11 protein-coding genes and 2 pseudogenes are annotated in these 20,077 nt (G+C 64.7%); 8 read left to right on the top strand and 5 right to left on the bottom strand.

Annotation, left to right across the window (positions count from 1 at the left end; translation table 11 throughout):
• Window positions 1-11: 11 nt before the first annotated feature.
• The 4 genes and pseudogenes from thrC (at window position 12) to H3V53_RS26745 (ending at window position 3,871) form a co-directional block, all read left to right on the top strand.
• Window positions 12-1,460, top strand: a complete 1,449-nt coding sequence (gene thrC / locus H3V53_RS26760; RefSeq protein WP_054926996.1) for a threonine synthase — start codon at window positions 12-14, stop codon at window positions 1,458-1,460.
• A gap of 330 nt (window positions 1,461-1,790) precedes the next feature.
• On the top strand, window positions 1,791-3,062 hold the full coding sequence (locus H3V53_RS26755) for a molybdopterin molybdotransferase MoeA (protein ID WP_336600523.1): 1,272 nt from the start codon (window positions 1,791-1,793) through the stop codon (window positions 3,060-3,062).
• A gap of 64 nt (window positions 3,063-3,126) precedes the next feature.
• Window positions 3,127-3,383: pseudogene (gene moaD, locus H3V53_RS26750) on the top strand (molybdopterin converting factor subunit 1).
• Between the two features lie 11 nt (window positions 3,384-3,394).
• Window positions 3,395-3,871 carry a molybdenum cofactor biosynthesis protein MoaE gene (locus H3V53_RS26745; RefSeq protein ID WP_054926999.1) on the top strand — a complete coding sequence of 159 codons (477 nt, stop codon included), beginning with the start codon at window positions 3,395-3,397 and terminating at the stop codon, window positions 3,869-3,871.
• 106 nt (window positions 3,872-3,977) lie between these two features.
• On the opposite strand, the gene H3V53_RS26740 is transcribed toward H3V53_RS26745, so the two are convergent.
• A complete protein-coding gene (locus H3V53_RS26740) occupies window positions 3,978-4,535 on the bottom strand; it encodes a group III truncated hemoglobin (protein ID WP_336600506.1) in 558 nt (185 codons plus the stop codon).
• A 240-nt stretch (window positions 4,536-4,775) separates the two neighbouring features.
• Between H3V53_RS26740 and H3V53_RS26735 the strand changes: the two genes are divergently transcribed.
• Window positions 4,776-5,282 (top strand): Rrf2 family transcriptional regulator, encoded by a 507-nt coding sequence (locus H3V53_RS26735; protein ID WP_336600522.1) that lies wholly within the window; start codon window positions 4,776-4,778, stop codon window positions 5,280-5,282.
• A 469-nt stretch (window positions 5,283-5,751) separates the two neighbouring features.
• Window positions 5,752-8,349 carry an ATP-dependent chaperone ClpB gene (gene clpB / locus H3V53_RS26730; RefSeq protein WP_336600505.1) on the top strand — a complete coding sequence of 866 codons (2,598 nt, stop codon included), beginning with the start codon at window positions 5,752-5,754 and terminating at the stop codon, window positions 8,347-8,349.
• A 118-nt stretch (window positions 8,350-8,467) separates the two neighbouring features.
• On the opposite strand, the pseudogene H3V53_RS26725 reads toward clpB, so the two are convergent.
• From H3V53_RS26725 to H3V53_RS26710, 4 genes and pseudogenes are all read right to left on the bottom strand, one after another.
• Window positions 8,468-8,920: pseudogene (locus H3V53_RS26725) on the bottom strand (YidB family protein); the annotation flags it as partial.
• A 123-nt stretch (window positions 8,921-9,043) separates the two neighbouring features.
• Window positions 9,044-9,589 (bottom strand): ComEA family DNA-binding protein, encoded by a 546-nt coding sequence (locus tag H3V53_RS26720; RefSeq protein ID WP_336600503.1) that lies wholly within the window; start codon window positions 9,587-9,589, stop codon window positions 9,044-9,046.
• Window positions 9,590-9,769: 180 nt separating this feature from the next.
• On the bottom strand, window positions 9,770-12,172 hold the full coding sequence (gene pbpC, locus H3V53_RS26715; protein WP_419539583.1) for a penicillin-binding protein 1C: 2,403 nt from the start codon (window positions 12,170-12,172) through the stop codon (window positions 9,770-9,772).
• 24 nt (window positions 12,173-12,196) lie between these two features.
• Window positions 12,197-18,244 (bottom strand): alpha-2-macroglobulin family protein, encoded by a 6,048-nt coding sequence (locus H3V53_RS26710; protein ID WP_473766663.1) that lies wholly within the window; start codon window positions 18,242-18,244, stop codon window positions 12,197-12,199.
• 415 nt (window positions 18,245-18,659) lie between these two features.
• On the opposite strand from H3V53_RS26710, the gene H3V53_RS26705 reads away from it, so the two are divergent.
• Both H3V53_RS26705 and H3V53_RS26700 read left to right on the top strand, forming a co-directional pair.
• Window positions 18,660-19,208: a fimbrial protein gene (locus tag H3V53_RS26705; RefSeq protein WP_336600501.1), complete on the top strand. Its 549-nt coding sequence runs from the start codon at window positions 18,660-18,662 to the stop codon at window positions 19,206-19,208.
• Between the two features lie 65 nt (window positions 19,209-19,273).
• Window positions 19,274-20,023, top strand: coding sequence for a fimbria/pilus periplasmic chaperone (locus H3V53_RS26700; RefSeq protein ID WP_336600500.1), 750 nt, complete (start codon window positions 19,274-19,276; stop codon window positions 20,021-20,023).
• Window positions 20,024-20,077 lie beyond the last annotated feature (54 nt).

Raw genomic sequence — 20,077 nt, 5'->3', positions numbered from 1 at the left:
AAGGCAAGCTGATGAACTACATTTCCACGCGCGGCGCCGGCATCGGCGAGCGCCATACGTTTTCCGACATCCTGCTCGGCGGTCTCGCGAAGGATGGCGGCCTGTATCTGCCGAACGAATACCCGAAGGTAACGGCCGATGAACTCGCGCGCTGGCGCGTGCTGCCATACGCGGATCTCGCGTTCGAGATCCTGCGCAAGTTCAGCGACGACATTCCCGCCGAAGACCTGCGCGACATCACGCGCCGCACGTACACGGCGCAGGTGTACTGCAACGTGCGCGACGAGGAAAACGCCGCGCAGATCACGCCGCTGAAGACCCTGGGTGTCGAAGACGGCGCGCCGCTGTCGCTGCTCGAACTATCGAACGGTCCGACGCTCGCGTTCAAGGACATGGCGATGCAACTGCTCGGCAACCTGTTCGAGTACACGCTCGCGAAACATGGCGAAACGCTGAACATTCTCGGCGCGACGTCGGGCGATACGGGCAGCGCGGCCGAATACGCGATGCGCGGCAAGAAGGGGATTCGCGTCTTCATGCTGTCGCCGCACAAGAAGATGAGCGCGTTCCAGACGGCGCAGATGTACAGCCTGCAGGATCCGAACATCTTCAACATTGCCGTCGAGGGCGTGTTCGACGATTGCCAGGACATCGTCAAGGCCGTGTCGAACGATCATGCGTTCAAGGCGCAGCAGAAGATCGGCACGGTCAACTCGATCAACTGGGCGCGCGTCGTCGCGCAGGTCGTGTACTACTTCAAGGGCTATTTCGCGGCGACAAAGAGCAATGATGAGCGTGTGTCGTTCACGGTGCCGTCGGGCAATTTCGGCAACGTGTGCGCGGGGCATATCGCGCGCATGATGGGCTTGCCGATCGAAAAGCTGGTCGTCGCGACCAACGAGAACGACGTGCTCGACGAGTTCTTCCGCACGGGCATCTACCGCGTGCGCACGTCGGCGCAGACGTATCACACCAGCAGCCCGAGCATGGACATTTCGAAGGCGTCGAACTTCGAGCGCTTCGTGTTCGATCTGCTGGGCCGCGACCCGCAGCGCGTGCTGCAACTCTTCCGCGACGTCGAAGAGAAGGGCGGTTTCGACCTGCAGGCCAGCGGCGATTTCGCGCGCGTGCAGCAGTTCGGCTTCGTGTCGGGCCGCAGCAGCCACGACGACCGCGTCGATACGATCCGTGACGTGTTCCAGCGTTACGACACGATGATCGACACGCATACGGCCGATGGTCTGAAGGTCGCGCGCGAGCATCTGCAGGCGGGCATTCCGATGATCGTGCTGGAGACCGCGCAGCCCATCAAGTTCGGCGAGACGATTCGCGAGGCGCTCGAGCGCGAGCCGGAGCGGCCGGCCGCGTTCAGCGGACTCGAAGACTTGCCGCAACGGTTCGAGGTGCTGCCCAACGATGCGCAGCGTGTGAAGGCGTTCGTCGCTGCGCACACGGAGTAAGCGGGCTCGTTGTCAGTGGCGCTGGGCGGGCGCTGGGTAAGCGGATGGTTCCCCGCACCCAGCGCCCGTCTGTTTGCGATGTCGGCTGGCGCCAGCCACGAAGCGAACCTCAGCCGCGCGCCAGCGCCACAACCTACGGCCAGCCGTCGCAGGCCAATCAAACCGAACCCGATCGCCTTGCGACGCGCAGCGTCCCCTCCCGCTACAATGATTCTTTGCGAATCATTTCCGACCTGATCGATGTCCACACCCACGCCACCGACATCACCCGCGCCACCGACATCACCCGCGCCACCGACATCACCCGCGCAGCCGGGGCAGCGCGCGCCGATGCTTTCGACGGCCGATGCGCTCGCCACGCTGCTCGGCGCCGCCGTGCAGATCGACGGCACCGAAACACTCCCGACGCTCGACGCGACGAACCGCGTGCTCGCCGTCGACGTCGTTTCGCCCCTCGACGTGCCGCCGATGAACACCAGTTCGATGGATGGTTATGCGGTGCGTGTGGCCGAGCTGTCGCAGGGCGAGCGCCGCTTGCCGATTTCGCAGCGCATTCCGGCCGGCCACGCGCCGCAGCCGCTCGCGCAAGGCACGGCGGCGCGCATTTTCACGGGCGCAACGGTGCCGCCCGGTGCCGATGCCATCGTGATGCAGGAGCAGACGGAAGCGGCGGGCGACGAAGTGACGATCCTCCATACGCCGAAAGCGGGCGAATGGATCACCCAGCAAGGCGCCGACATCCGCAAGGGCGCGACGATCCTGCCCGCCGGCACACGGCTGACGCCGCAGGCGCTCGGGCTGGCGGCGTCCGTCGGCTGCGCGAATCTCGAAGTGGTGCGCCGCGTGAAGGTCGCGGTGTTTTTCACGGGCGACGAACTGACGATGCCCGGTGAGCCGCTCGCGCCGGGCGCGATCTACAACTCGAACCGCTTTACGCTGACGGGACTCTTGCACAAGCTCGGTTGCGACGTGACCGATTACGGCATCGTGCCCGACAAGCTCGACGCGACCCGCCAGACGCTGCGCGACGCCGCGCAAGCCCACGATCTGATCTTAACGTGCGGCGGCGTATCGGTGGGCGAGGAAGATCACGTCAAGCCCGCCGTCGAAGCAGAAGGGCGTCTGTCGATGTGGCAGATCGCTATGAAACCCGGCAAGCCGCTCGCATTCGGTGCAATCCGTCGCGGCGGCGCCGCCGACGCAGGCACACGCACCGCGGCGCAAGCCGCCGACAGTCCGGGCGCGGCGCGGGCGGCGCACGAAACGTTCTTCATCGGACTGCCGGGCAATCCCGTGTCGACCTTCGTCACGTTTCTGCTGTTCGTCCGGCCGTTCCTGTTGCGTCTTGCCGGCGTGCGCACGGTGACGCCGCGCGCGCTGTCGCTGCGCGCCGATTTCGCGCAGCAAAAGGGCGACCGACGCAACGAGTTCCTGCGCGCGCGCGTGAACGCCGCCGGCGGGCTCGATCTGTTTCCGAACCAGAGTTCGGCTGTGCTGACGTCGACCGTGTGGGGCGACGGGCTGATCGACAATCCGCCCAATCATGTGATCAGCGCCGGCGAGACGGTGCGTTTCATTCCGTTTTCCGAGCTGCTGAACTGAACGCGGCCCGTTCAACGGGCGCTTGTTGTACGTTTTTAGGGCCGCTACGAGGCCGTTATCGACGATGAGAATCCAGCTGAGATATTTTGCGAGCGTGCGAGAAGCGCTCGGCCGATCGGACGAATCGGTGGATGTGCCCGAAGGCATTGCAACGGTCGGCGACGTGCGCGCCTGCTGCGTGTGCGCGGCGGCGTGTGGGCCGAGACGCTCGCCGACGGCCGCGCGCTTCGCATGGCCTGCAACCACGTGATGACGGACGCCGGCACGCGCATCACCGACGGCTGCGAAGTCGCGTTCTTCCCGCCCGTCACGGGCGGCTGAGGGGATAGACGATGACCGTCCGCGTCCAGACTGAAGACTTCGACCTGTCCACGGAAGTTGCCGCGTTGCGCGCGCAGAATCCGAAGGTCGGCGCGGTGGCGTGCTTCGTCGGCACCGTGCGCGACATCAACGAAGGCGAAGCCGTCGAAGCGATGGAACTCGAGCACTATCCGGGCATGACGGAAAAGTCGCTCGAAGCAATCGCGGCAGCGGCGCGCGAACGCTGGCCGGGCACTGAGGTGCTGATCGTGCACCGCGTCGGCCGCCTGATGCCGCTCGATCAGATCGTGCTGGTCGCGACGACCTCGAAGCATCGGGCCAACGCGTTCGCATCGTGCGAATTCGTGATGGATTACCTCAAGACCCAGGCGCCGTTCTGGAAGAAGGAAAAGACGGAAAGCGGCGAACACTGGGTGGACGCGCGCATCACCGACGACGAAGCGCTCACGCGTTGGGGACTCGAATCGCAGAATTCGAAAGCAGATTAAGCGTTATTCATTGAACGCTTCAAAAATAATCGCCATCCATTCCGCCTGCAATTGTTAAATGGCGCTTCGTAAAATCCGATTGTTAAATCGAATTCATTAGGTGGTTTCAATCATCGCGCGACCGGCCGATGATTTTCGCCGGAAATGGTTCGCCGCGCGGGCGCACATGCTCGGCCGCGTGCTCGTCGCGTGAACGGCGGCGAGGAGCGATGTGCTCCAGCAGCGCCTGCTGTTCGGCGGGAATCTGGTAATCCCACCCGAATTTGCTCAGTTGCAGGCTCTGCGCGATGCGTAGAGCCGGCTCCATGAAACGCACGGCGGCAGCCGGTTCGTAGCGTGACTCGACCGTGTCCAGGAACAGGAATAGCCACCGGCTGAAATGCCGCGGCTCGAGGCCTGCCAGCGGCATGTGCGCCTGCTGCACGTTGCCCCGATATTGCTTTGCGCCGAGCACGAGCGATCCCCAGAACGCGCACATCTTCGGCAAATGCTCGTCCCAGCGGCCTGCGAGCTTCTGTTCGAATGCGGGTCCGAGCAGCGCATCGGCACGCACCCGATCATAAAAGGCGTATACGAGTTCGCGGATATTGTCCTCTGTCGGTTCTGCATATCGGCTTGCAAGGCGTTCGACGGGCGCAATATCGGAAGAAATATCAGGGTTCATATCTGGAACAAAAGTGAGTCGCTGCAAAATCCATTCGCGCACACGTTGGTAGCTCGAACTTTTAATAAAGAAAAAGTGCGCTTCAAACGAAAGTTAGCGTTTATAGTTACGCGAAATAACGAGATAAGCGCGGCAATAACATGTGGGTTGGGTGCATGTTATTGCGCAGCCGCAGTATTTGGCGTTAGTGGAGCTGACGTGAACATTCCGCACGTCGACTCCGTCGCGAATTGCCTTTCAATGAGACTCACAGACTATACCGATTACTCGCTGCGCGTGCTGCTTTACCTGGCAGTTCGTTCCGAAGGACTGGCTACGATTCAAGACATCTCGGATGCCTACGGCATATCGAAAAACCATCTGATGAAGGTGGTCCAGCGGCTCGCCGAGCTGGGGTGGGTGGAAACCGTGCGGGGGCGCAATGGCGGTTTGCGGTTGTTCGAGCACTCGTCGGCGCTCACTGTCGGCGAAGTCGTGCGAGCGGCCGAGAGCGATTTCGCACTCGTCGCCTGTTTCAACGGCAGCGACGCGAATGGGAACCATCGTGATTGCGTCATTCAGTCGCAATGTAGGCTCAAAGGCATTTTCGAGTCGGCGCGCGATGCCTTCTTCCGCGAACTGGACGGCTACACGATCCGCGACATCGCAGAGCCTGCGTCGCCGTTGATGTCGTTGCTCGCGCTCAAGCCTTCGGCGACGGTGGTGCCGATCGTGCCTGCCGTCCCCGCTGTTTCGACGGGGACTTGAGCGGAATCGCCGGCCAGCGGCGGGCGGTAGCGGAGGACACGGACGACCCGGTTCGAAACCGCGCTCGTGCGCGGGCGACGGGTCGAGTGTCCGGTGGTTGCGCGAGTGTGACGTGTGCGGCCGTCCTCCGTGTCCGCTGGTCGGGCGCGCGTCGTGTCGCTGCGTTGCGTGACCGGCGCGGGCCGTGCGTGGCGCGGGCTCGTTGCTCAGCCACGCTCGCGCTATCGGGTATCGCTCGATGTGCGGGCGCTTGTCTCGCTCGTATGCGCCGTTCGCTCGCTTCGCCCGCACTTTCTTCGATGCACGTAGCGGACTACACTGCGCTGTGTCTCCACGCCTTACCGCAGGCTTGCACGTTCGCACGGTCGTGCGGCTTCCGTGCAACTTCTCTCTCCCTGATGCAAAAAAACGCTTGAAACCTGACTAAAACCCCTCATTTTCGGTGGTAATCGAAATTGGAGGTCTCCTGATGAGAATCGACAAACTCACCACTAAATTCCAGGAAGCGTTGGCCGACGCGCAAAGCCTAGCCGTCGGTCGTGACAATCAGTACATCGAACCCGTGCACCTGCTTGCCGCACTCGTCGCGCAACAGGACGGCTCCGCGCGCTCGCTGCTCTCGCGCGCCGGCGTCCAGGTGCAGGCGCTGCAGACCGCGTTGGGCGACGCGATCACGCGTTTGCCACAAGTGCAGGGCACCGACGGCAACGTGCAGATCGGCCGCGAGCTGACGGGCCTGCTGAACCAGGCCGACAAGGAAGCGCAGAAGCTCAACGACACCTACATCGCGAGCGAAATGTTCCTGCTCGCCGTCGCCGACGACAAAGGCGAGGCGGGCCGCCTGGCGCGCGAACACGGCTTGTCGCGCAAGTCGCTGGAAGCGGCCATTGTCGCCGTGCGCGGCGGCGCGCAGGTGCACAGCCAAGACGCCGAAAGCCAGCGCGAGGCGCTGAAGAAGTACACGATCGACCTCACCGAGCGCGCCCGCGCAGGCAAGCTTGACCCCGTGATCGGACGCGACGACGAAATCCGCCGTTCGATCCAGATCCTGCAACGCCGCACGAAGAACAACCCGGTGCTGATCGGCGAGCCGGGCGTCGGCAAGACGGCGATCGTCGAAGGCCTCGCGCAGCGTATCGTCAACGGCGAAGTGCCGGAGACGCTCAAGGGCAAGCGTGTGCTGTCGCTCGACATGGCGGCGCTGCTCGCGGGCGCGAAGTATCGCGGCGAGTTCGAAGAGCGTCTGAAGGCTGTGCTGAACGATATCGCGAAGGACGAAGGTCAGACTATTGTCTTCATCGACGAGATTCACACGATGGTCGGCGCGGGCAAGGCCGAAGGCGCGATGGACGCGGGCAACATGCTGAAGCCGGCACTGTCGCGCGGCGAACTGCATTGCGTCGGCGCGACCACGCTCGACGAATATCGCAAGTACATCGAGAAGGACGCCGCGCTGGAGCGCCGCTTCCAGAAAGTGCTCGTCGACGAGCCGAGCGTCGAGGCGACCATCGCGATCCTGCGCGGCTTGCAGGAGCGCTATGAACTGCACCACGGCGTCGACATCACCGACCCGGCCATCGTCGCGGCGGCGGAACTGTCGCATCGCTACATCACGGATCGTTTCCTGCCCGACAAGGCAATTGATCTGATCGACGAAGCCGCGTCGAAGATCAAGATGGAAATCGATTCGAAGCCGGAGGAGATGGATCGGCTCGACCGCCGGCGCATCCAGCTGAAGATCGAGCGCGAAGCCGTCAAGAAGGAAAAGGACGAAGCGTCGCAGAAGCGTCTGCAGTTGATCGAGGAAGAAATCGAGCGGCTGGATCGCGAATATTCGGATCTCGAAGAAATCTGGACGGCGGAAAAGGCGGCCGTGCAGGGCAGCGCGCAGCTGAAGGAAGAGATCGAGAAGACGCGCGCGGAAATTACGCGCCTGCAACGCGAAGGCAAGCTGGAAAAGGTCGCCGAGTTGCAGTACGGCAAGCTGCCGCAGCTCGAGCAGCAACTGAAGGCCGTGACCAAGGCCGAGGCCGAAGAGCAGAACAATCCGACGCGTCCGCGGCTGCTGCGCACGCAGGTCGGCGCCGAGGAAATCGCGGAAGTCGTGTCGCGTGCGACGGGCATCCCCGTGTCGCGGATGATGCAGGGCGAGCGCGAGAAGCTGCTGCAGATCGAAGAGAAGCTGCATCAGCGCGTGGTCGGTCAGGACGAAGCGATCAGCGCCGTCGCCGATGCGATCCGCCGTTCGCGCGCCGGTTTGTCGGACCCGAACCGTCCGTATGGCTCGTTCCTGTTCCTCGGGCCGACGGGTGTCGGTAAGACGGAACTGTGCAAGGCCCTCGCGGCGTTCCTGTTCGATGCGGAAGATCATCTGATTCGCATCGACATGAGCGAGTTCATGGAGAAGCACAGCGTCGCGCGTCTGATCGGCGCGCCGCCGGGCTACGTCGGCTACGAGGAAGGCGGCTATCTGACGGAAGCGGTGCGCCGCAAGCCGTACAGCGTGATCCTGCTGGATGAAATCGAGAAGGCGCACCCGGACGTCTTCAACGTGCTGTTGCAGGTGCTCGACGACGGCCGTATGACGGACGGGCAGGGCCGCACCGTGGACTTCAAGAACACGGTGATCGTGATGACGTCGAATCTCGGCTCGCAGGTCATCCAGTCGATGGTCGGCGAACCGGAAGAGACTGTGAAGGATGCCGTCTGGGAAGAAGTGAAGCTGCATTTCCGGCCGGAGTTCCTGAACCGGATCGACGACGTCGTGGTGTTCCACGCGCTCGACCGCTCGAACATCCAGTCGATCGCGAAGATCCAGCTGGAACGCGTACACGAGCGGCTGGCGAAGCTCGACATGCAGCTGGTCGTGTCGGATGCCGCGCTGGAACTGATCGGCAAGGTCGGCTACGACCCGCTGTTCGGCGCGCGGCCGTTGAAGCGCGCGATCCAGCAGGAGATCGAGAACCCGGTCGCGAAGCTGATTCTGGCCGGCAGGTTTGGTCCGAAGGACGTGATCCCCGTCGAGGTGGACAACGGCAAGCTCGTGTTCGAGCGAGTCGTCCATTAAACGGCGCGGCGCCACAGGCTGCCGCATCCGTTTCGGCTGAAAGTAAGAAGGGCAACGAAGCGATTCGTTGCCCTTTTTTATTGGCCGTCCACAGGAGACGGCGCAAGTTCCGCTGGGATCAGGCGTTCTTGTTGCCGAACAGCCCGGCGAGCTGGCTGATCGTGCCGAGCGCGCCGCCCAGGCCGCCCGCGTCGACCTTGCCGTCGGCGGGCACTTCGCCGTTCGGCGTCGCGGCGTTGACGACGTGCGGCAGCACTTGCGAGAGCAGACCCGTGACCATCGACGGCTCGACGCCGATTTTTGCCGCCATGGTGGAAACAGCTTCGGAGCCGAGCACGTTGTGCAGCGTGTCTGCGGCGATCGGCTGGTTTTCGCCCGTGCCGACCCACGAGCTGATGATGTCGCCCGCGCCGTTTTGCTCGAAGCGCTGGATCAGCCCGTTCAGGCCGCCTGGCTGGTTGTTGATAAATTCGAGCGCTGCGGAAATCAGCGCTGCCTGGCCGCCGCCCTGTGGCGACTCGCCGCCGCCGAGCATGGAACCGAGGGTGTCGAGTAGGCTCATGACAATCTCTCTTGAGGAGCCGGCGCGGCATGAGAAGCGACGCGCGGGCGGGGAATGAAACGCCGCGCGTGAAGCGCGGCACCAATGGACGTTGGGGCAGTGCGGCCGATGGACGCTGACGGAAACGCGTTCTTATGCCCCCGATGCAGCGGACGCAGCCTTGCTCTTCTTCGATTTCTTCGACTTCGAAGCTGTCGTGTCCGACGCCATCGCAGGCGCGGACGCTGCCGTGGCAGCAGGGGCGGATGCCGCAGCCGCGTCGGCCTTACTCTTCTTCTTCGATTTCGACGTCATCGTGCCCGATGCCGTCTCGCCGGGCGCGGCCGGGGCGGCGCTTTGTGCCGTGGTGGCGGGCGCCGGTTTCGATGTGGCGGTAGTCGATTTGGCAGGCGCGCCCGTCGGCGGCCCGGATGAGCCGTTGATCGTCAGGCCCGCCGCTTCGAGATTCTTCACCGACTTGTGGCCGATCCCCTTCACGCGGTTGGCGAGATCGTCGGCATCCTTGAACGGGCCGTTCTTGGTGCGTTCGTCGATGATCGCCTTCGCGTGGACGGGGCCGATACCCTTGACGGATTCGAGCGCGGCCTGATCCGCGTTATTCACTTCGACGGCCGCCGCAAAACCCGCCGACAGCGACAGGACGAGCGCGGCGCACAGCATCAACAGCTTCTTCAACATGGCAATCACTCCATTGAGGGCAAACAGGTAGCCGGAACGGACGACGCTTTCACGTTAGCAAGCTTAGGGTTCAAGCATAGGACAATTCAGTGTCCTGTTTGACGGAACGGCCCGTAACTTCTGCGAATCGGCGGATTTATACCGTCCGAATCATGACAAAACAATGGGAACTGACCAAATTTATCGCTTTTGCCCGGTCCCTGCGCCGTCGCGGGCCAAGGATGTCGGAGGAATTCGAGAAGCTTGCGGCACCGAGCCGTTTTCCCGCCCGGGTTCGTCCGTGTGCGGCACGGCGGAGTGGCGCACGGTCGCTCCGCGCACTTCGAAGTGCACGCTGTCGGCGCCCGTGCCGTCCGCATTGACGAGTTCGAGCACGTGCCGTCCCGGCCACGGCAGCCACAGCACGCGTTCGTCGCGGCCAAGCGCCTTGCCGTCGAGCCGCCACGTGCTGCGCCCCGATGAGCCGCCCGCGCGCTCGAACACGATGCGCTGGCGCGCAGCCGGGATGTCGGGATCGAGCGCGAACAGCGTGCCGTCGGTGGGCGAGCCGATGCGCGGCGCGGCGTTCGATGACGACGCATGCGAATTACCCGCTCCGCGCAACAATGGCGATGCAGGCGCGGTCACGGGCGCGGCGTCCGTCGGCTTCGCGTGTGCCGCAAGCCCGACCGTCACCGTCTGCGTACCGTCGATGAACCACTCGTTGCGCGCGGGCTCGATATTGCCGTCGAAGCTCACGCGCGTTTGCACGACGCCCGCCGGCCTGCGCGGGGCGATGCTCGGCACGCCCCGATGCAGATAGCCGACGATGGCAGCCCAGATCGGCGCCGCGCCCGTCACGCCGGATACGTCCCACATCGGCTGGCCGTCGGCGTTGCCGACCCACACGCCGACTGTGTAACGCGACGTGTAGCCGACCGTCCAGTTATCGCGCATGTCCTTGCTTGTGCCCGTTTTCACCGCGGAGAAAAAGCGCGTCGCGAGCGGACTGTCGAAGCCGAAGGTGCGTGTGCGCGCGTTGTTGTCGGCGAGGACGGTCGTGATGATGTAACTGGCATCGGCGGTGAAGACGCGTTGCTGCGGCGAACGCGCGTCGGCGGCGGGAAGATCGCGCGGTGGCGTGGCGACGCCGCCGTTGGCGAGCGCGCGATACGCATTGGTCAGTGACAGCAGCGTCACATCGGCGCTGCCGAGCGCGAGCGAATAGCCGTAGTAGTCGCCGCTTTGCGCGAGCGGCAGGCCGAGCGCGGTGAGCGTGCTGGCAAAACGATGCGGCGTGACCATCACGAGCGTGCGCACGGCGGGCACGTTCAGCGATGAGCCCAGCGCCGTACGCACGCTGACCCAGCCCTTGAAGTCCTTGTCATAGTTTTGCGGAATATAAAGGCCGCCGCCCGCCGCCAGATCGAGCGGCGCATCGTCGAGCAGCGAAGCCGTAGTGAGCCGCTTTTCGTCGATGGCCTGCGCGTAGAGGAACGGCTTGAGCGTCGAGCCCGCCTGGCGGCGCGCGAGCACGGCATCGACATCGCGCGCGCCCGACAGCCCGCCCGACGATCCGACCCACGCGAGCACGTTGCCTGTCGCGTTGTCGAGCACGACGACGGCGCCGTCATGCACGTTGCGCGGATGCGCGGGCGCGTTGAGTTCGACCAGGGTGCGCGTGAGCGTTTCGCTGGCGAAGCGCTGCAGCCTGGCGTCGAGCGTGCTCGTCACGCGCGCGCCCGCCGCTGGATGCGTCTCGCTCGCGATGCGCCGCGCGAAGTGCGGTGCGAGCATCGGCGCATCGGATGAAGCGGACAGCAGCGTGGGAGCAGGGCGCGCGAACGCAAGCTGCACGAAACTCGCGAGATTCACACAGCCATCAGGTGCCTTCATGTCGCGCAGAATGCGGCACGCGCGCTCGCTCACCTTGGCGTACGGCGCATTCGGCGCCCGGATCAGCGCGGCGGCGACGGCGGCTTCGCGTTCGTCGAGACCGGAAGGCGCCTTGCCGAACAGCGTCATCGACAGCGCCGACAACCCGATCGTCTCGCCGCGAAACGGCACGAGATTCAGATACGCTTCGAGAATCTGGTCCTTGCGCCACGTGCGTTCGAGCAGCAGCGCGTTCACGACCTGATTGGCTTTTTGCGCGACGGAGCGTTGTCCCGAGCGCTCGCGATCGTCATCGAGCAGACCCGTCAGCTGCATCGTCACCGTCGATGCGCCGCGGGTGCGCGTGTTCCATAGATTCGCCCACGCAGCGGCAGCCGCGCCGCGCCAGTCGACGCCGCTATGTTCGTAAAAGCGCTTGTCTTCCGACACGACGATCGCTTCGCGCAGCGCAGGCGAGACGTCCGCGACCGTCACCCAGTCGCCGCGGCGCTCGGTCTTGTCGATGCGCGTGCGTTGCAGCGGCACGCCCTCGCGCGACAGCAGCACCCAGTCGGAGCTGCGCCATTGCGTGCGCACGTCATTGAAAGTGGGCAGGGCGCGCGCGGCGAGCGGCAACGAGCTCAGCAGCGCGCAAAGCACGACACGGACACACGACAGCGCTAGCGCCCGCCGCTGCTTCGGCGGGCAAGCGCGGCGCGTGGCATCCATGCTGTGCGGCATCACATGCGCTCCTTACTTCGCGGCAGACGCCGGCTTCACGACCACGGGCGCATTCGGCAGCACGCCGAACGTCGACGGCGCGTAGAGCGCTTCGACGCGTGTCGGCGGCAGGCCGAACGTGCCGACATTGTTCAGCCGCACCGTGTATTCGACCGAGAATTTGCCCTTCGGCAGATAGTCGTAGTACGCGCGATAACCGTCGAAGCCGCGCTCGACGAACGCGGGCCACGCGTCGCCTTTCGACTTCTCGCCTTGCGTCGCCGCTTCTGAATCGCGGTTCAACTCTGAGCCGAGTATCGTCGCGCCCGCGGGCACGGGATCATTGACGACAACCCACGTCATGTCCGTCTGTGCGTCGATATCCAGGTGCACGCGGAGGATATCGCCGCGCGTGTTGACGCCCTTCCCGGCGGGATCAACGGGCGTGACCGTCTTCGTGATCCGGTAACCTGCCGCGAACGGCGCTTTCAATGCAACGGCCGCAAGGCTTTCGATCGTCGCCCACGGTTTGCCTGTGCCGTCGTGCGTGAGTGTCAGCGAAACGGGCGCGCTGCGCGAGTCGGCTGGCCACGGCAGCAACTGGCTGCGGGTGTCGGCCGTTTTCGTGATGGCCGTTGCGGACGCATCGTTCGTCGCAGCGGATGCGCTCTGGCTCCACGAAATGGTCTTGTCCGTTGCGCCGAGTTGCAGCTTCGTCTGCCCCGTGACGGGCACGCTCTCGAACATTTGCGAGAAGCGCTGCACGGCCAGCGAGCCCCACAGGTTCGCGGTGGTCGTCTGCCATGCGCCGTTCTTCTGCAACGCGAGCAGGCCCGCGACGACGCGCGGCATCTCGTCCTTCCAGCCGGGCGTGTCGACGAAGGTCAGCGCGGTGCGCGCCGCGTTGGTTTCGGTGCCCGTCATCAGCCACCAGAGGTCGTCGCTATCGGCCGTCGAGAAGGTTAGGCGCGTGCCCTGATAGGTCAGCCGCGAGCGGATGATCTGTTCGGCTTGCGCGAGTTTTTCGTCGCGCTGCGGCACGTCTTTCACGCGCGACAGCACGGCGTAGTAGTCGAGCACGGCCGACGTCGGCCACTGGTTCGGCGCGATCTCGATCGAGCCGAGCATGCTCGCGCGCGCCGCGCCGTGACGCGACAGCGCCTCGAGGGCTTCCAGCTTGCGCAGGTCCCGATCCTTGCGCGGCGCCCAACTGTCGCGCGTGAGCCGGCCTTCGACGAAGTTCGCGAGACCGCCTTGGAGCTTCGCGCGCAGATCGTCGGGCAGCGCGAAGCGCGGGTCGAGCCTCGCGGCTTCGTCGGTGACGGACAGCAGGTAGGCGGTGAGTGTCACGCTGCCCGTGTTGCCGCTGTCGTCGCCAGGCGGGAAGTAGTTCGCGAGACCGTCACGGTCCAGATAGACGGGCATGCGCGCGACCACGCCTTGCCAGCGCGCCGCGTCACGCAGGCCGAGCGCGACGGACGTCTGCTGTTCGAGACAGCCATACGGATAGCGCTGGAACCAGCGCCGTACGCCCGGCAAGCCGTCCGACAACTTCGACTGCAGCGATACCGCGATGCCGCCGCGCAGCGCGCCCGCCTGTGTCGCCGCGGCATCGGGCGGCGCGGCGACGGGCAGCGAGAACGAGCCGTCCACTTGCGTGAGCGTGGCCTGCTGCACGGTGACGGGGATCGCGGCCGTCACGCGCTGCGTGACCTTGAGCGCATCCGACGCGTGCGCCGCGCCTTGTTCCGTCGCGCCGATGCTCCAGGTCAGCGCGGCGGGTGTCGCTTCGGATATACCGTCTGGCGGCGCGACCGTCCACGCGACTTCGTGCGCCGAATCTGCCGCGACGTCGACGGTTTGCGGCTGCAACGACAAGCCCGCCACGTTCGGCGTCACGACGACTTTCATCGCGCGCGCGGTCGTGTTGCGCACGGTGAACTGCGCACGGAACTGATCGCCTTCGCGCACGAGCGGCGGCAGGCCGGAGATCAGCTGCAGATCCTGAGTGCTGCGGATCGACGTGCTGCCCGTACCGAATCTGCCGTCGCCGACCGCGGCAATCGCGACGATGCGAAAGCTCGTCAATGCGTCGTTGAGCGGGACGTCGACGGCGGCTTCGCCGTTGGCGTCGAGCGTGACGCGTGGATTCCACAGCAGCAGCGTGTCGAACAGTTCGCGCGTCGAGCTATGCCCGCCGCCGCCGCCCGCCGGAACCGCCTTGCGTCCGAAATGGCGTCGTCCCACGATCTCCATCTGCGCCGTCGACGTTTCGACGCCGTACGCGCGCCGCTGCAGCATGGCATCGAGCACGTCCCAACTGGTGTTCGGCATCAGTTCGAGCAGCGCCTCGTCGACGGCGGCCACGGCGATCTGCGTGCCGGCGGGCGCGGGCTTGCCGCCCGGCAATTGCACGCGCAGCTTCACGTGCGCCTTGCCGCGCACCGCGTACGACTTCGCATCGGGCGTCACAGTGACGGCGAGCCGATGCGCTGCCGTGCCGACCTTGATCTCGGCGAGACCGTAGCGGAACGCGGGCTTCGACAGATCGACGAGCGGCGTCGGCGCCTCGTAGTAGCGGCCTTCGTACCAGAACGCGCGTGCCCATTCGAGCGGCGCCTTCCAGCCCCATGTGAAGAACGAGTACCACGGCACGTCGCGCACGCGCCCGCGCAGCGCGAGCACCGACAGGTACACGTTCGGCCCCCAGGCCTCGCTGACTTTCAGTTCGACGGTCGGGTCCTTGCCGTCGAGCTTCACCACGTGTGTCTCGATGACGCCTTCGCGTTCGACGGCCACGAGCGCCGTCGCGAAGCGGAACGGCATGCGCACCTGGAAGCGGGCTGTCTCGCCGGGCTCATAAGCGCTCTTTTCGGGTAATACGTCGATGCGGTCGGTGTTGTCGCCGCCGAACCAGAGGTCTTCTTCGCGCGTGACCCACACAGAGGTCGTGGCCGTCGACGCATGGCCCTCGCCGTCTTTCGCCGTTACGACGAGATCGACGTTGCCTGCTTCCTTCAGCTTCGCGTCGCAGGTCATCAGGCCGTGATCGTCGCTCTTGCCGCTGCACAGCGTACCGAGGTCCTTCGTTTCGGTGTGGTTGTCGTACGCATAGAAGCCGCCGACCATGCGCTTGCGCGTCGAGATCGTCATGCGTGCGATGCCGCGCACGTCGAGCGGCACGTTCGCGCGCGGCCTGCCTTGGAGATCGACGGCGAGCGCTTTCACGGGCACCGCGTTGCCCACCGACACCCACTGTCCCGATTTCACGCCCGCCACGACAGCGGCGGGCCATAGCGTCGCGTTGCCGCCGATCGTCTGCACTTCGCCGTTCGGATCGGCGAAGGTTGCTTCGAGCGCGAGGCGCCTGGGCGCGTCGACGGCGGGCAGGTTCTTGAGCGTCAAGCTGCCGGCGCCATTGCGATCGAGCGTGACGGGCTCCTTGTCGGCGATCAGCTTCGACGCGTCGACGTCGTCCGATGCCTGCGCGCTTTCGTCGTCGTCGGAAGCCGCGGTGCCGGTTTCGTTGCGCTTGCGGTAGGGCGCGAAGCTGAACTCCGGATACGTGTCCGCGAAAGCGGGCGTCGTGCTTTTCATCAGCGCCGACACCTGGACGGGCAGGCCGGATGCGCCGCCGCCCGACATGTAGTCGATTTGCAGCGCAACGGGCGCCTCGCTCGCGGCGACGAGGGGATGGGCCTTCTCGTCGCGCACGGCGATCGTGCCTTTGAACACGGGCAAACGGAATTCCTCGACGCGGAAGCTGCCCGATGTGTAGGTGTGGCGCGCGCTGTCGCCGTCGCTGTCATCGCCATGGCTGTCTGCCGGCGACGGCGAAGCCGCATCGCCGTCATCGAGCGAAACACTGTACTCGCCGAGCTTCGCCGCGGCCGGAATCGCGAAGGCGGAATCGGCCGTGTGATCGGCGGCCCATTTCAGCGGCAGATGCCACGTCTGTCCGCTGCCGAGATGCCGGATCGTTACGCGCGTCGGGTACGTCTTCGGCAACGCGAGGCCGTGCATCGTCTCGACGCGGATCATGTGCTTCATCGACACCGTTTCGCCCGCGCGCAGCAGCGTGCGATCGAACACGGTATGCGCGCGCACCGTCCGGTCGAGACTCGTGTCCGTCGGCACGTTGAAGCGCCACGCTTCGATGCCCCGGTTCCAGTCTGAGCGCACGAAGGCCATGTCGTGGCCCGTTTGGGGATCGTCGACGCGCGCCGACACGAATAGACCCTCGAAGCTGTTCTCGCCGCATTCGCGGCGCGCGTTCAGCGGCTGGTTGATGGTCAGCACGCCGTGCGCATCGGTCTTGCCCGACGCGAGTTCGTCGCCGTTGCAGTCGCTGACGTGCACATCGGCGTTCGGCACCGGCTGGCCTTTGTCGAGCGTCGTCACCCAGACGACGCTGTTCTCGCGGCCCTGCTTGAAGTGCACGCCCAGGTTCGTGACGAGCACGGCCGTGCGCACGTACATCGGCGCGTTTTTGCCGAGCAGCGACGCGCCGAGCGCAGGCGAGGCCAGCTCGATCACGTAGAAACCGGGCTTCGTCACGGGCACGCCGACCACCTCGAACGGCCGCAGCGTTTTCGGATCGGCCTTCGGCAACGCGAGCTTCTCGACGTTCGGCTGACCGGCGAGCAGCGACAGCGAGCGCAAGTCGATTTGCGGGTTCTTGCGATCTTCGTTCGGATCGGACTCGTCGCCCTTGCGCGGCACGATGACGGAATGCGGATTGTGCGCGAGCAATTGCGGCATCTGCTCGTCGATCCACTTGCGATTCATCGTGAAGCCGTCGAAGCGGTCGACGTTGCGCATCCATTGGCGGATGTCGCGATCGGCATCGACGCGCAGCTTCGCGAACTGCGCGTTGCCCGCGTTGAGCCCGGCGATATGCAGGTCGGCCTCGACGTTGCGCAGCGTGACGGGCACGAGCGCGGGCATGTCCGGTTCCGCGAAGCGCTCGATGATCCCAAACGTGCCCGACGAGAATTTGGCAAGCGGCGGCAACGGCGCCGTCGCGGTCTTGAGCGGGAACAGGTCCGCATTGGTCAAGGCGCGGCCGCTGACGTCCTTCAGATGAGCGGGAAGCTCGATGGTCAGCTCGGCCCGCTCCGGAAGTGGCGCTGCGAATTCGACGGTGCTGGTTTGCGGGTCTTTGTCGTCGGCGGGGAAAGTGGGCTTGATGTCGCCGTTGGGGCCCCTGAGCAGGATCTTGTCGGCATCGGTGCGCAGGATCGGCGCGTTGAACTGCACGCGCAGCGGCCGCAGCGGCGTGCAGGGCGCCTTCGCGTTTTCACGCTCGCAACTGAAGCTCGCCGCGAACGGCTCGCGCACGGTGAAGTCGAAGCGGCGCTCGACGTCGTTCGCAATCCCGCTCGGGCTCGTGACGCCCTTGCCATACACCAGTTGCGCCTTCGTGCCCGACGGCAGCGCCTGCTGGCATTGCAGCGTCAGCACGCGCGCGGCTTCCTTCTGCAGTCGGAAACGCTTGAGCAATTCGGTGCGCGTCGCGGCATCGACGTTTTTCACGGGGATGCGGTTGCCGACTCCGCTCGACTCGCACCAGACGTTCTGCTGCACGGATGCTTGCGTCGCCGGTCCATTCAGCCGCAGGACAAACGCCTGGTCTTCTTCGATTTCGCCGCCGTACGGCTCGACGCGCTGCACGAACGGGCCGCCCGTCTGGAATGCGAAGTGACGCGGTCCCGTCAGCGCGTGGCCTGCCGACGATTTGAGCCCGTCGTCGAGGTCGACGGAGCAGGCGACGCCGGGCGGCAGGTCGGCGGCGAAATCCCATGCCCACGTCTTGTCGTCGATCCAGCGCGGCTGCCCGGCGCTCACGGAGGCGTCGTTGCAACTGACGCGCGCGGGCGCGGGCAGGTTGGGCGCGCCGAACGCGACCATCGATTCGTCGAACTTGACGACCACCTGCCGCACCTGCGCGACCTTGCCCTGTGGCGAAACCTGCGTGATGCGCGCTGCATCGGCGCGCCACGCGACGGCGCCGAGAAGCGCAAGCACGAGGGCCGCTGCCATTGCCCCGAACCATTGACGTTTGATGATGCCGCTTTGCATCGACCGCGCTCCCTGTTTCATTGTTATTGCCGAGTTGCTTTCAGTTTGCAGCCGATTCTAGCCGATGAATACGCCGATTCAATGTGTGCATCTTGTCATTTTTGCCGAACGGATTTTCGATAATTATTTGGACAACTAATTCGGAGTCGAAAGTTGTGTAATTTGCGAAAAATCAAAATTTCGAATGGATGCGGGTAGATTAATTATTGATAAATATCAAAAGTTAGAATGACTTATCGTATGTGTTTTTAAGAGTGGTCCCATTCGTTTTGAAGGGGTGGAACGACCACGATGTTTTCGGCGCGCAGTATTCCGATTTGCTCCTGGTCGTATGTGGCGCAGCGAAAGATCACGTGAGAAAAATCGCAAATACACGCCATTTTTATTCTCCAACTCACGCAAGCGCCGATTTCTCATGAATAACAAACACCTGTTCGCCATGATCGTCGCGGGTATCGGCCTGGCGTCGCAAGGCGCGTTCGCCAGCGACGGCAACATCACGTTCATCGGCAAGATCACCGACACGACCTGCCAGATCAACGGCAACGGCACCGGCAACAAGGACTTCACCGTGAAGCTGCCGACGGTACAGGCGCCCGCGCTGGGCACCGCCGATCAGACGGCGGGCCGTACGTCGTTCAATATCGCGCTCAGCAACTGCTCGCCCGCGACGGGCACGGTTCACACGTACTTCGAGCCGGGCACGACCGTCGACCTGCAAACGTACCGTCTGCTCAACGCGACAGGGACGGGCGCTGCGACCAACGTCGAACTGGAACTCCTGAACAGCAACCAGACCGTCATCAAGGTGGGTGCGACCGACGCGTCGCAGGGTGACATTCCTCAATCGATCTCGTCCGGTGCGGCAAATCTGAACTACTTCGTCCAGTACCACGCCACGGGTGGCGCCGCGACTTCCGGCACGGTGAACTCGTCGGTCATGTACTCGCTCAGCTACCAGTAAGCGCGGCAAACCAGTGCGTGCGCGTGCACGTGCGGGTGCTTTTTTGAATTCGCAGGGAATCGATCATGAAGACGGGAAAGTTCATCAAGCTGCTGCTGGCCACAGCGATGTGTGCCGTGACTGCGGCAGGCACAGCCGGGGCGCAGGCCTCCGTCGTGATCGGTGGCACGCGGATCGTCTATAACGCCAAAGAACGCGAAACGTCGGTGAGGATGTCGAACGAAGGCGACAAGCCCGCGCTGATACAGGTGTGGATCGATCGCGGCGACCCGAAGACGAGACCGGCAAACGCGGACGCGCCGTTCACCGCGACGCCGCCCGTCGCGCGAATCGAACCGCACAAAGGTCAGACCACGCGGCTGTTCTTCACGGGCGAGGCGCTTCCTCAGGACAAGGAAACCGTGTTCTGGTTGAACGTCGTCGAAGTGCCGCCCGCCCCGGACCCCGCGACGGACCCCAACACGCTGCAGCTGGCCATCCGTTCGAGTATCAAGCTGTTCTACCGTCCCGCCGGCTTGCCAGGCGCGCCGGAGCAGGCACCCGCCAGGCTGACCTGGCGTCTTCGCGCAGGCACGCAGCCTTCCATCGAGGTGACCAATCCGACACCTTACTACGTGTCGTTCTCCACGCTCGAACTTGCCAGCGGCGCAAAGTCCGCGAAGCTCGACGACGGCGTCATGGTCGCGCCGGGGGAAACGCGCCGTCTCGGTCTCAAAGGCGATATCGACGCCGATGCGCCAGCAACCGTCAAGTACCACGCGATCAGCGACTACGGCGGAATGATCGAAGGCGAAGCCGCCGTCACCGCGAAGTAGCCGTCGCCCTGGGCGCCCGTGCGCGCCCCGGGACATCTCATCCCTTTGTCTGAC

This window comes from Paraburkholderia bengalensis, assembly GCF_037126505.1.
GTDB lineage: Bacteria > Pseudomonadota > Gammaproteobacteria > Burkholderiales > Burkholderiaceae > Paraburkholderia > Paraburkholderia bengalensis.
Note: the sequence above shows the minus strand (reverse complement) of the source record. Positions and strands in the feature narration are given on the sequence as shown.

Coding starts and splice junctions, on each gene's coding strand:
- H3V53_RS26745 (WP_054926999.1), top strand. CDS start 3,395: ATGACCGTCCGCGTCCAGACTGAAGACTTCGACCTGTCCACGGAAGTT.
- H3V53_RS26700 (WP_336600500.1), top strand. CDS start 19,274: ATGAAGACGGGAAAGTTCATCAAGCTGCTGCTGGCCACAGCGATGTGT.
- H3V53_RS26740 (WP_336600506.1), bottom strand. CDS start 4,535: ATGAACCCTGATATTTCTTCCGATATTGCGCCCGTCGAACGCCTTGCA.
- pbpC (WP_419539583.1), bottom strand. CDS start 12,172: ATGGATGCCACGCGCCGCGCTTGCCCGCCGAAGCAGCGGCGGGCGCTA.
- clpB (WP_336600505.1), top strand. CDS start 5,752: ATGAGAATCGACAAACTCACCACTAAATTCCAGGAAGCGTTGGCCGAC.
- H3V53_RS26710 (WP_473766663.1), bottom strand. CDS start 18,244: ATGCAAAGCGGCATCATCAAACGTCAATGGTTCGGGGCAATGGCAGCG.
- thrC (WP_054926996.1), top strand. CDS start 12: ATGAACTACATTTCCACGCGCGGCGCCGGCATCGGCGAGCGCCATACG.
- H3V53_RS26735 (WP_336600522.1), top strand. CDS start 4,776: ATGAGACTCACAGACTATACCGATTACTCGCTGCGCGTGCTGCTTTAC.
- H3V53_RS26755 (WP_336600523.1), top strand. CDS start 1,791: ATGCTTTCGACGGCCGATGCGCTCGCCACGCTGCTCGGCGCCGCCGTG.
- H3V53_RS26705 (WP_336600501.1), top strand. CDS start 18,660: ATGAATAACAAACACCTGTTCGCCATGATCGTCGCGGGTATCGGCCTG.
- H3V53_RS26720 (WP_336600503.1), bottom strand. CDS start 9,589: ATGTTGAAGAAGCTGTTGATGCTGTGCGCCGCGCTCGTCCTGTCGCTG.